The organism is Microvirga sp. VF16, from assembly GCF_016864375.1.
Lineage (GTDB): Bacteria > Pseudomonadota > Alphaproteobacteria > Rhizobiales > Beijerinckiaceae > Microvirga.
Map to the genome: position 1 here is coordinate 4,820,469 of NZ_CP069354.1, position 11,831 is coordinate 4,832,299.

Genomic DNA, 11,831 nt, shown 5'->3' on the forward strand with positions numbered 1-11,831 from the left:
GGATCGATCCTGTACCGGACTTCGCCTCTAAAGTCCCAGCGAACCGCCATCCGAGCGCGGATCGTGCACAGCCTCGACGCGCCCGTTGCGCGGGTGCTTTACCAGCATGCCCGCATGGCCAAAGCGTCCGGAATAGGCCTCGTCCATCTCTTCGACTGTATGGCCGAGCCGTGAGAGACCGCGGATCAGACCGGGGTCGAAATGGCTCTCCACCTTCAGCACGGCCTCGCGCTCGCGCCCGCTCGCATCGAGCAGCCAGCGGGGCGCTTCCACGGCGTCCGCTAGCCCCATGTCGGCCTCTGCATAGCGCGAAAAGATCTGGCTGAGGAATTGGGGCTGGGTTTCGCCGCCCATCGCTCCGAAGGATAGCACTCGCCCGTCGTCAAACACGGCCATGGCCGGATTGAGGGAATGGAGCGGCCGATGGCCCGGCTCCAGTCGGTTGTTGCTTGCTGGATCGAGCGAGAAGGCCGTGCCACGGTTGTGCCAGTGGACACCCGTTGCCGGAAGCAGGCAGCCGGAGCCATAGGCCCAGAACACGGACTGGATATAGGACACGGCGAGCCCGTCACGGTCGATGGCCCCCATCCAGATCGTGTCCCCATCGATGGGACGCGGCAGGGGAAAGGAGGCAGCGCGCTTCATGTCGATGAGGGCAGCCTCCCTCTCCAGTGCCTGGGAGGTCAGGAAGGAGGCCGGGTCGTGGGCAAGGTTCCGCGGGTCCGCGACCAGCCGGTCGCGGAGGGAGAAGGCGCGCTTCGAGGCCTCGATGAGCGCATGATGGCGTTCGGGCGTCTCGCCCCGGAGCCCCTTGAGGCGCTCGACCATGCCAAGAATCAGCAGGGTGGCCAGTCCCTGGCTCGGCGGCGGCAGGTTGTAGATTGTGGAGTGCTTCAATCGAACCGACAGAGGCTCCACCACACGGGCCCGATAGGTCTCCAGATCCTTACGGGTAATGGGGCTGCCAATCCGCTCGAGATCGGCCGCGATCTCGCGGCCCACATCGCCGCGGTAGAAATCGGCAAGGCCGGCATGCGCGAGCTGCTGCAAGGTATCGGCGAGACGCGGCGCCCGCCTCTGCGTGCCCTCCGGCGCTCGCTTGCCCTCGACCAGGAAGGCCTCGGCAAATCCGGGAACCTCATAGAGGGCGGCTTCCTCGCCTGTCTTGAACCGCTCCTCGGAGCGGGAGACCGGATATCCGTCGCGGGCAAAGCGGATGGCATCGCCCAGCAGAAGATCGAGAGGCATCTGCCCACCGAGCGCCTTGGCGAGTTCCAGCGCCAGCGCCCAGCCGCCGATCGCTCCGGCGACGGTCACCGCCGCATCAGGGCCGCGCGGCGGGATAGCGTCGTAGTCCTTGTCGCGATAGCGCCGGATGGTGGCGAGCGAGCCGGCCGGTCCCGAGGCGTCGAGGGCATGGATCCGGCCCTTGGGCTCGCGCACGAGCCAGAACCCGTCGCCCCCGATGCCGTTCATGTGCGGGTAGACCACCGCGATCGTCGCCGCCATGGCCACCATAGCCTCGACCGCATTGCCACCGGCGGCCAGAATCATTTGGCCGGTTTCGGCGGCAAGGTTGTGAGGAGCCGCGACGGCGGCTGTCGAGAAGACGGGGGACTCAGGCATGGTCTCTTGGAAGTGAGGCGCGACAGAATGAGATTCGGGCAGACCTTGCACCGGAGGGGGCGTTTAGGGTAGTCCCATGTGCAAGAAATGGAGTGAGACGGCAGTGGCTCAGGCGAAAAGCACCAACTGGCGCAATGTGATCACGGTCTTGAGCATCATGGTCCTGGTGGGCGCGGAAGTCTTCGGCGTGGCGATCGCCGCCGGCTGGGCCATCGCGGGCCTGTTCGAGCTGGGCGACTATGTCGGCTACGCGCTGATGGTCCTGTTCAGCCTGTTCGCCATCTACATCCTGGTCCATCTCTGGCGCCGCTGTGTCGCCGTCGAGCCGCTGACTGGGCGGGCTTAAAAACAAAACATTCAGGCCTATCATCCCAAGAACCTCATCCTGAGGAGCAGCGAAGCTGCGTCTCGAAGGAGGTTCCAGAGCGCACTGAATCCTCCTTCGAGACGGTCGCTGTGCGACCCCCTCAGGATGAGGACAGTGTTTGTTAAGGCCGTTAGCCGCCCTCACACACCTTCATCACGATCGGGTCGGCCGCAGGCGGCACATAGGCTTCCATCGGGCGGCATTGGCCCGCAATGCAGATGCGCCAATCCGCCGTCGCGCCCGAGCGGCGCATGATCACCTCTCCTTGAGGCGGCAGGTTCGGCTTCCAGGACCACACACCGTTCAGAAACTTCGCTTCCGGCGGCGGATCCATACCCGCGCCCGAACCGCGCACGCGCGCCTCGACGAGTTCGAGCCCTGCCCTGCTCGAGCGCCAATCCTCCTCCCAGACGATCTTTTCGACCGAGTGGGTCCAGGCGAGGGTGAATGCGCCTGCCATCAGGGGCGCGACCGTGGTGCCGGCGAGCAGGCAGATCATCAACTGACGGCAGGCCTGACGACCCGGCGTGTCTGCCAGACGTGATAGCCGACGAAGAGCGCGGAGAGCACGAAGCCGATCTCGTCGGTGAGCGGGATCGCCGCCACAAGAAGCGCTGCAGCGATCGCCGCCCAGAGACGCTCCCACCAGGACAGCGGTTTCAGGAAATAGCCAATGGCGGCGGTTCCCCAGAGGGTCATGGCGAGCGTCGCCTTGAGGACGATGTAGATCACGGCGAGCCAGTAGCTCACGCCTTCGAGACCCGGAACCGGCTGCAGCATGAGGGTCGGGTCATAGACCGCCATATAGGGGATGACAAAACCGGGCAGCGCGATCCTGACGGCCTGGACACCGATCTTGAGACCGGATTCCTTCGCCATCGGCGCTGCCGCAAAAGCTGCGAGCGCCACCGGCGGGGTCAGATCCGCCATGATGCCGAAGTAGAACACGAACATGTGCGAGACGATGAGCGGCACATCGAGCTGCAGCAGAATCGGCGCGGCCAGCGACGAGGTAATGATGTAGTTCGGGATCGTCGGGATGCCCATGCCGAGGATCAGGCTGAAGATCATGGTGAGCACGAGGGCGGCAAAGATGTTCTCCTTGCCGATGGAGATCATCCAGGTTCCCACGATGGTGCCGAGACCGGTGAGCGTCATGGTGCCGATCACGATGCCGACCACCGCGCAGGCGAGGCCCACGGGCAGCGCCTGGCGTGCGCCGTCCGCCATGGCCTCGATGCAGGCCTGCAAGGTCGTGCGCCCGCGGCCGGAGAAGGCGTTCCACAGCGACAGGGCAGCGACGACGAGAACGACCAGCGTCACGGTCGAAGCGAGCGAATAGGCAGCGACCAAGGCGAGCCCGACCCAGAACGCGATGCGCAGAGCCGGCGTACCGAAACCGGTGGCGATGGCGGTGCCGAGGATCAGCGCCACCGTCAGCGACAGACCGACCGCGCCGGCGAAGAGCGGCGTGTAGCCGGTGAAGAGCAGATAGACGAGGACGCCGAGCGGGGCGATGAGGAACCACTTCTTCTTCATCTCGGTCCAGGCGCTCGGCAATTCAGCTTTAGGCAGGCCGCGCAGGTTGCGCTTGCCGGCTTCCAGATGCACCGCGAGATAGCAGGCCGCGAAATAGAGAATGGCCGGAATGATCGCCGCCTCGACGATCTTCGAATACGGCACGTCGATGGTCTCGGCCATGATGAAGGCAACCGCACCCATGACCGGAGGCATGATCTGGCCGCCCATGGAGGATGTCGCCTCGACACCGCCGGCAAAGGCGGAGGTGAAGCCGAAGCGCTTCATCAGCGGAATCGTGAACTGACCCGAGGCCACCACATTGGCGACGCCCGAGCCCGAGACCGTTCCCATGAGGGCGGAGGAGGCCACGCACACCTTGCCGGGCCCGCCCTGCTTGTCGCCGAAGACCGCCATCGAGATGTCGTTGAAGAAGTCGATGACGCCGGCCTTCTCCATGAAGGCGCCGAACAGGATGAACAGGAAGATGTATGTCGCGGACACGAGCGTCGGCGTGCCGTAGATGCCCTCGGTTCCGAAAGACATGTGCTCCACCACCTGCTCGAGCGAATAGCCGCGATGATCGAGGGGAGCCGGGAGAAGATGCCCGAACAGGCAATAGGACAGGAACAGGCCAGCCACGATGGGGAGTGCCGGTCCCATCACGCGCCAGATGAGATAGATGAGGATGGCGAGCCCGGCGATGCCGACGACGAGATCGAGCGTGGTGAGCTCGCCGGCGCGAACGATCAGTTCCTCGTAGAGCGCCCAGTGGTACAGACCCACGAGAAAGCTGACGATGCCGACGATCCAGCCGACGGCGCGCAGGGATGACGAGCCGGAGCGGTGATTGGCGATCATCGCGCCTGCCACGAGGCACAGGAAGCCCACATGGATGGTGCGCACGACCTGACTCGGCATGCTGCCGCCGAACCAGAGGACGAGCCCGAAGGCGCCCGCAATGGCGAGCCAGGCGAGAACGCCATCGACGATGCCGCGGCGGCGCACCGCAAGCCCAATCAGCCAGGCCGCCCAGGCCACCATGGTGACGGCCCAGAGATGGGTGAGGCTCAGGCCCGTGATGAAGGGCTGGTCGAGGGGGATGCCGAAGGAGGTGATGATCTGGAAGGTGGAGAACGAGACGGCGATCCAGAACAGGAGCTTGCCCGCAAAATCTTCGCCGAAGCTTTCCGGCAGACCGTGTTCCGGATTCACGGCCTCAGACGGCGCCTCCATCTGGGCGAGTTCAGAATTGTTCGCACCCTGGCTCATGGCGTTCCCTCAAACCTTGTTCTTATTGTCATGAAAAAGCCGGAGCAGTTCATCTGCCCCGGCTGGAATGTAAATCGGCCGAAGGGTTTAGGAGCCCTGCTTCTTCACGCCCTTCTCGTCGAAATAGCGCTGAGCGCCCGGATGCATGGGAACGGGCATGCCGGAGAGCGCACTCTCGAGCTTGATGTCCTTGGCGGCCGCATGGGCTGCAACGAGATCCGGCAGGCTGTCATAGATCGCCTTGGTCATCTGGTAGACGGTCTCGTCCTTCATGCCGGAATGGGTGACGAGGTAGTTCACCACCGCCGCCGTCTGCACGGGAGCGGTCTGGCCGCCATAGGTGTTGGCCGGGATCGTGGCCTTCACGTAGGGCGACCCGACCTTGTCCACGACGCTTGCCGGAATCTCCACCACCACGATCGGAACCGAAGTGGCGAGATCGCGGATCGAGGAGACGCCGAGGCCGGCCGATTGCAGGGTCGCATCGAGCTGGCGGTTCTTCATCAGCTCGACGGATTCACCGAAGGGCAGATACTCGACCTTGCCGAGATCCTTGTAGGACAGACCTGCGCCCTGGAGGATCGCCCGGGCATTGAGCTCGGTGCCGGATTTCGGAGCGCCGACGGAGAGGCGCTTGCCCTTCAGGTCCGCCAGCGACTTGATGCCAGATTCCTGGGTCGCCACGACCTGGATGTAGTTCGGGTAGATGGCGGTGATGCCGCGCAGCTTGTCGAGCTTGCCCTTGAAGCCGGCTTCCTCGTCACCGGCCCAGCCCATGGCGAGGCTGTCGCCGAGGGTAAAGCCGATCTCGCCCTTGCCCTGCTGCAGGAGGGTGAGGTTCTCGACGGACGCCTTCGTGGCCTGGACCGAGGGACGGGAGCCCTGCACCTTGTCCGTGAAGACCTTCGAGAGGGCGACGCCGAGCGGATAATAGACGCCCGAGGTACCGCCGGTCAGGACATTGATGAAATCCTGGGCCTGGGCGGGCAGGCCCGCTCCGGCAATGGCAATGGCCGCCGCTGCGCCGATGACGCGGCGCATGACTTTTCGATGCATGACGTACTCCCTATTTTATGGCGCAGTTATTCCTACGCCTGTGTGTAGGGTAACTTTGCCCGCTGACGAAGATTTCTCAAGAGGCTAAGAGGGACTTAATCCTGCCACCTTGGTCGGTAGGGGTGCGTCCTTTCCACAGACATATGCGCTCATTCATGATCAATCGCCGCCGCTTCCTCCAAACAGCAACCGCCACCGCCGCCCTTGCCGCGCAAGGCTTTTCCGGTGAGGCACTGGCGCAGCAAAGCCTGAAAATGGGGGCCCCTGCCCCGTTCTCGTTCGAGGATTTGAGGAAGCGGGCGCAGAACATGGCGCGCTCGGCCTATGTGGCGCCGCCGAGCCCTTCGCCCGAGATCCTGTACCAAATCGACTACGACGCCCACGGCAAGATCAAGTTCAAGACGGATCTGGCGCTCTGGGCCAACGGCCCCAGCGAGTTCCCCGTCACCTTCTTCCATCTTGGCCGCTTTTTCCAGAAGCCGGTGCGCATGCACGTGGTCGAGGGCGGCCGGGCCCGCGAGATCATCTACGACAGCGATTATTTCGACATGCCGGCGGATTCGCCCGCCCATAAGCTGCCGGACAATTCGGGCTTTGCCGGCTTCCGCTTCCAAGAAGCCCGTAACGGCAAGCTCGACTGGCGTAAGAACGACTGGGTTGCCTTCCTCGGCGCCTCTTACTTCCGCGCCATCGGCGAGTTGTTCCAATACGGCCTCTCCGCCCGTGGCCTCGCCGTAGACGTGGCGGTCTTCGGGAAGAATGAGGAATTCCCCGACTTCACCCATATCTATTTCGAGACGCCGCAGCCGGGTTCGAACACGGTCACAGTCTATGCCCTGCTCGATGGCCCGAGCGTTGCCGGCGCCTACCGCTTCGTCATGCAGCGGGCGGCAGCCGTCATCATGGATATCGACAGCGCCGTCTACATGCGCCAGGACGTGAGCCGGCTCGGCCTCGCGCCGCTGACCTCCATGTACTGGTACTCGGAGAAGTCGAAGACCACCGCCGTCGACTGGCGCCCTGAGATTCACGACTCGGACGGGCTCGCCATGTGGACGGGCATGGGCGAGCGGATCTGGCGCCCGCTCAACAACCCGCCGCGCATCATCACCTCGGCCTTCACCGACGAGAACCCGAAGGGGTTCGGCCTGCTCCAGCGCGACCGGAACTTCGACCATTATCTCGACGGCGTCTATTACGACCGCCGCCCCTCCCTCTGGATCGAGCCGCAGGGCGGCTGGGGCCGGGGCTCGATCCAACTGGTCGAGATCCCAACCGACGACGAGATCCACGACAACATCGTGGCCATGTGGGTGCCGTCCGAACCGGTGCGCGCGGGCCAGGCCATCGAGCTGCGCTATCGCATGCATTGGGCGGCGGACGAACCTTATCCGACGCCGCTCGCGCGGGTCATCGCCACCCGCCTCGGCAACGGCGGACAGGCCGGCACCAACCGGCCGAAGGGCGTGCGCAAGTTCATGGTGGAGTTCATCGGCCAGCCCCTGACCAAGCTGCCGAGCGGCGTGATCCCGAAGCCCGTGCTCAGTGCCTCCCGCGGTGAATTCTCGAACATCCTGACCGAGGCCGTGCCGAACAACGTGCCTGGGCACTGGCGCACCCAGTTCGACCTCACCGCGACCGGAACCGAGCCGGTGGAGATGCGCTGCTACCTGCGCAATGAGAACGAGGTGTTAAGCGAAACCTGGCTCTACCAATACCACCCTACGTTCTGAAATATCTTCAAATAAACCATATGGTTGATAGGGGCGTATAAAATACTATACGCCCCTAGAAATGCCGGCTGATCCGGTTTATGTAAGGGGCCATGTCGCATGGCCACCACCATCATCACCATACCCACGAGCATCGGGCGATTGCCGCCGCTCCGACCTTCTCGCTGCTGCGCCTGTCGGCCGGGCAGCGTCTGATCGCCGCCGCCGCCCTCCTGCTTGTCCTGTGGCTGCTGGTCCTTGCGGTGATGGGGTAACGCATGCCGTCCAGATCGACCGCCATCCGCTTCGACGAGGTCACCTTAGGCTATGACCGCAGGCCGGCCGTGCATCACCTCGACGGCGATATCCCGGCCGGCAGCCTGATGGCCGTGGTCGGGCCCAACGGGGCCGGCAAATCCACTCTGCTCAAGGGTATCGTCGGCACGTTGAAGCCCCTCGAAGGCCATATCCGCCTGAAGGGCTCGGCTTCCGGCATCGCCTACCTGCCCCAGGCGGCCGAGATAGACCGGTCCTTCCCGCTCTCGGTCTACGATCTCGTCGCCATGGGCCTCTGGTCCCGCTCCGGCCTCTTCGGCGGCATTTCCCGGCGCGACCGCACGAGGATCGAGCAGGCTCTGGCGGCGGTAGGCCTCATCGGCTTTGAGCGGCGCCCGATCTCGACCCTGTCGGGCGGGCAGATGCAGCGGGCGCTCTTCGCGCGGCTCCTCCTTCAGGACGCCCCCGTGATCCTGCTTGACGAACCCTTCACCGCCATCGACGCCAAGACGACCGCCGATCTGCTCGACCTCGTCCGCCGCTGGCATGACGAATCCCGTACGGTGGTTGCGGTCCTGCACGACCTCGACATGGTCAAGCGCACCTTCCCGCAGACCTTGCTGATCGCCCGCGAGCCCGTGGCCTGGGGCGAGACGATGAACGTATTGAGTGCCGAGAATCTTTTGAAGGCCCGGCGCATGGTCGAGGCATACGATCCGCACGCGGATGTATGCCACCGCAACGTCGCGTAAGAGCGCCCGCCCATGCTCGACCTGCTTTATACGCCTTTCTCCGAATTCGAGTTCATGCAGCGCGCCCTCGTGGGCGTGATCGCCATCGCCCTGGGCGGCGGCCCGGTCGGCGTTTTCCTGATGCTGCGCCGTATGAGCCTCACCGGCGATGCCATGGCGCATGCGATCCTGCCCGGCGCGGCCGTCGGCTATCTCGTCGCCGGCCTTTCGCTGCCGGCCATGACCATCGGCGGCTTGTTTGCTGGCGTCATCGTCGCGGTTGCGGCGGGCCTTGTCTCACGCTTCACGTCATTGAAGGAGGATGCCTCTCTGGCAGCCTTCTACCTGCTGTCTCTGGCACTCGGTGTCACCATCGTGTCGCTGCGCGGCTCGAATGTGGACCTGCTGCACGTGCTCTTCGGCACGGTACTGGCGCTCGATGACAACACGCTGCTTCTGATCGCCTCCATTTCCACCATCACTGTGCTGGCGCTGGCCGTGCTCTACCGCCCGCTCGTGCTTGAATGCGTGGACCCGGTCTTCCTGCGTTCCGTGAGCCATGCCGGCACGCCAACGCATCTGATCTTCTTAGGCCTCGTCGTCATGAACCTCGTCGGAGGATTTCATGCGCTCGGAACCCTGCTGGCGGTCGGCATGATGATGCTGCCTGCCGCCGCGTCCCGCTTCTGGACCAACGACATCACCATGATGATGCTGGTCTCCGTCGTCATCGGCATCGTCTCGGGATTGAGCGGCCTGCTGCTCTCGTTCCATGCGGAACTGCCCGCGGGGCCGGCGATCATCCTCTCGGCGGGTGCCTTCTATGTGATCTCCCTCGTGCTGGGGCGCGAGGGCGGCCTGCTGTGGCTCGCATGGCCCGGCAAGCACCTGGAAGCCTGACCTCCTTCATAAGGATCAAGACCCATGCTGACGCGAAGAGCTGCCGTATCCCTTCTGGCCGGATGCCTCACCCTTGCCGCATCGTCGCTGCCGGTGGCGGCGCAGAACGCCGACAAGCTGAAGGTGGTCGCGACCTTCTCGATCCTCGGCGACATGGTGCGCAACGTGGGCGGCGAGCGCGTCGAGGTCGCCACCCTCGTCGGCCCGAACGGCGATGCGCATGTCTATTCGCCGACGCCGGCCGATGGACGGCGCCTGTCTGAGGCGACAATCGTCTTCACCAACGGCCTGAAATTCGAGGGCTGGATCGACCGTCTCGTGAAATCCTCCGGTACCAAGGCCGTGAAGGTCGAGGCCGCCAAAGGTGTGAAGCCTCTGAAGAGTGACGATGAAGGCCACGGGCATGATCACGGCCATGGCGGCGCTGATCCCCATGCCTGGCAGAGCATCGGCAATGCGAAGATTTACGTCGTCGGCATTCGAGATGCGCTGATCGCCGCGGATGAAGCGGGCAAGGCGACATACGAGGCCAATGCGAGCGCCTATCTCAAGCAGCTCGATGCGTTGGACGCCGAGGTGAAGAGCCTCGTCGCCGGCATTCCTGCCGAGCGTCGCAGAATCATCACCTCCCATGACGCCTTCCGCTATTTCGAGGAGGCCTATGGCATCGACTTCGTCGCCCCCCAGGGCGTCTCCACCGAGTCGGAGGCCTCGGCCAAGGACGTGGCCCGCATCATCCAGCAGATCAAGCGCGAGAAGATCGCCGCAATCTTCGTGGAGAACGTCTCCGATATCCGCCTGATGGAGCGCATCGCCAAGGAAACCGGCGCGAAGATCGGCTCCAAGGTCTATTCCGACGCGCTCTCGGACGGCAACGGCCCAGCTGCCACTTACATTGACATGATGAGACACAATATAAGGGCTTTCAGCACGGCTCTGTCGAGCTGAAGGTCCCCTATCGCTGAATCGCTTAGGTCATTCCCGGCGAGCGCAGCGAGGGAAGGGAATCCAGATAGGGTTCGTACTGGAATCTGGATCCCCTTCCCGGCCTGCCGTGCAGGCCGCCGGGGATGACACACACATATTCTGGAAACTCCGATGACCGACAAGATTCCCGTCACCGTCCTCACAGGCTATCTCGGCGCCGGCAAGACCACGCTTCTCAACCGCATCCTCACCGAGCAGCACGGCAAGAAATACGCCGTGATCGTCAACGAGTTCGGCGAGATCGGCATCGACAACGAGCTCGTCGTCGGCGCCGACGAGGAAGTATTCGAGATGAACAACGGTTGCATCTGCTGCACCGTGCGCGGCGACCTGATCCGCATCCTCGACGGACTGATGAAGCGTAAGGGCAAGTTCGACGCCATCATCGTCGAGACCACCGGTCTTGCCGATCCGGCTCCCGTGGCTCAGACCTTCTTCATGGACCAGGACGTGTCCGACACCGCGCGGCTCGACGCGGTGGTGACGGTGGCGGACGCCAAGTGGCTCTCCGACCGGCTGAAGGATGCGCCCGAGGCCAAGAACCAGATCGCCTTCGCGGACGTGATCATCCTCAACAAGATCGATCTCGTCTCCGAGGGGGAACTGGAAGAGGTCGAGGCGCGCATCCGCGCCATCAATCCCTACGCCAAGGTCCACCGGACCCAGAACTGCGCCATCCCGATCTCGGAAGTCCTCGACCGCAAGGCCTTCGATCTCGACCGCATCATCGAGCTCGAGCCCGACTTCCTGGAGGAAGGCCATCACCATCATCACGACGAGGAGATGCAGTCCGTCTCCGTCGCCATCGATGGCGAAGTGGATCCGGAGAAGTTCATGCCGTGGATCTCGAACCTGACCCAGGTCGAAGGGCCGAACATCCTGCGCTGCAAGGGCATCGTCGCGTTCCCGAACGAGCCGAAGCGCTTTGTCTTCCAGGGCGTGCACATGATCCTCGACGGCGACGTGCAAGGCGAGTGGAAGCCGGGCGAGAAGCACACTTCCAAGGTGGTCTTCATCGGCCGCGACCTGAACGAGAAGGCGATCAAGGAAGGGTTCTTGGCCTGCGCGGCTTAAAACAGCCGTCTGACGGCCTCGGGGCTCAGCCCGGGGCCAGGCCTGCCCGCAACATGCAGTCGCGCACGTGGGCCCTGCGGGCGGCGATGATCTGGTTGCGGGCATCCTCACCCATGCCGATGCCCCGGCTGCTCGTCCTGTAGATCAGGTTCGCTTCCTGCTGGCAGGCGGCCTTCTGCGCCTCCCTCGCGGAGGATTCTGCGCTCTGCTCCTGGGCCGACACCTGCGCCGACAGGACACCTGCAAGGGCAAAGGTCGCCAAAGCCAGAACTCGCATTCAATCACTCCGTTTTTGAGCGCGTAGTCTCAGGC

General features: G+C 64.0%; 12 protein-coding genes. 7 read left to right on the forward strand and 5 right to left on the reverse strand.

Annotated features, from left to right (window positions below):
- Window positions 1–27: 27 nt before the first annotated feature.
- Window positions 28–1,626: a gamma-glutamyltransferase family protein gene (locus tag JO965_RS22600; protein WP_203441206.1), complete on the reverse strand. Its 1,599-nt coding sequence runs from the start codon at window positions 1,624–1,626 to the stop codon at window positions 28–30.
- A gap of 76 nt (window positions 1,627–1,702) precedes the next feature.
- Between JO965_RS22600 and JO965_RS22605 the strand changes: the two genes are divergently transcribed.
- Window positions 1,703–1,972: a hypothetical protein gene (locus tag JO965_RS22605; protein WP_203441207.1), complete on the forward strand. Its 270-nt coding sequence runs from the start codon at window positions 1,703–1,705 to the stop codon at window positions 1,970–1,972.
- Between the two features lie 151 nt (window positions 1,973–2,123).
- Here JO965_RS22605 and JO965_RS22610 read toward each other — a convergent pair whose 3' ends face one another.
- The 3 genes from JO965_RS22610 to JO965_RS22620 all read right to left on the reverse strand — a co-directional run bounded on the left by JO965_RS22610 (window position 2,124) and on the right by JO965_RS22620 (window position 5,839).
- A complete protein-coding gene (locus tag JO965_RS22610; protein WP_203444319.1) occupies window positions 2,124–2,492 on the reverse strand; it encodes a DUF1850 domain-containing protein in 369 nt (122 codons plus the stop codon).
- Window positions 2,492–4,783, reverse strand: coding sequence for a TRAP transporter permease (locus tag JO965_RS22615; RefSeq protein ID WP_203441208.1), 2,292 nt, complete (start codon window positions 4,781–4,783; stop codon window positions 2,492–2,494). Before JO965_RS22615 ends, JO965_RS22610 begins: the two co-directional genes overlap by 1 nt.
- Window positions 4,784–4,870: 87 nt before the next feature.
- Entirely contained in the window at window positions 4,871–5,839 is a 969-nt protein-coding gene (locus JO965_RS22620; protein ID WP_203441209.1) for a TAXI family TRAP transporter solute-binding subunit, read from the reverse strand.
- A 155-nt stretch (window positions 5,840–5,994) separates the two neighbouring features.
- Between JO965_RS22620 and JO965_RS22625 the strand changes: the two genes are divergently transcribed.
- From JO965_RS22625 to JO965_RS22650, 6 genes are all read left to right on the forward strand, one after another.
- On the forward strand, window positions 5,995–7,572 hold the full coding sequence (locus tag JO965_RS22625) for a glucan biosynthesis protein (protein ID WP_203441210.1): 1,578 nt from the start codon (window positions 5,995–5,997) through the stop codon (window positions 7,570–7,572).
- Window positions 7,573–7,664: 92 nt separating this feature from the next.
- Window positions 7,665–7,826 carry a hypothetical protein gene (locus JO965_RS22630; RefSeq protein WP_203441211.1) on the forward strand — a complete coding sequence of 54 codons (162 nt, stop codon included), beginning with the start codon at window positions 7,665–7,667 and terminating at the stop codon, window positions 7,824–7,826.
- Window positions 7,827–7,829: 3 nt separating this feature from the next.
- On the forward strand, window positions 7,830–8,579 hold the full coding sequence (aztA, locus tag JO965_RS22635; protein WP_203441212.1) for a zinc ABC transporter ATP-binding protein AztA: 750 nt from the start codon (window positions 7,830–7,832) through the stop codon (window positions 8,577–8,579).
- A gap of 12 nt (window positions 8,580–8,591) precedes the next feature.
- A complete protein-coding gene (gene aztB / locus JO965_RS22640; protein ID WP_203441213.1) occupies window positions 8,592–9,458 on the forward strand; it encodes a zinc ABC transporter permease AztB in 867 nt (288 codons plus the stop codon).
- A 24-nt stretch (window positions 9,459–9,482) separates the two neighbouring features.
- Window positions 9,483–10,406 (forward strand): metal ABC transporter substrate-binding protein, encoded by a 924-nt coding sequence (locus tag JO965_RS22645; protein WP_203441214.1) that lies wholly within the window; start codon window positions 9,483–9,485, stop codon window positions 10,404–10,406.
- 150 nt (window positions 10,407–10,556) lie between these two features.
- On the forward strand, window positions 10,557–11,519 hold the full coding sequence (locus JO965_RS22650) for a GTP-binding protein (protein WP_203441215.1): 963 nt from the start codon (window positions 10,557–10,559) through the stop codon (window positions 11,517–11,519).
- A 25-nt stretch (window positions 11,520–11,544) separates the two neighbouring features.
- On the opposite strand, the gene JO965_RS22655 is transcribed toward JO965_RS22650, so the two are convergent.
- Window positions 11,545–11,796 carry a hypothetical protein gene (locus tag JO965_RS22655; RefSeq protein WP_203441216.1) on the reverse strand — a complete coding sequence of 84 codons (252 nt, stop codon included), beginning with the start codon at window positions 11,794–11,796 and terminating at the stop codon, window positions 11,545–11,547.
- Between the last annotated feature and the right edge of the window lie 35 nt (window positions 11,797–11,831).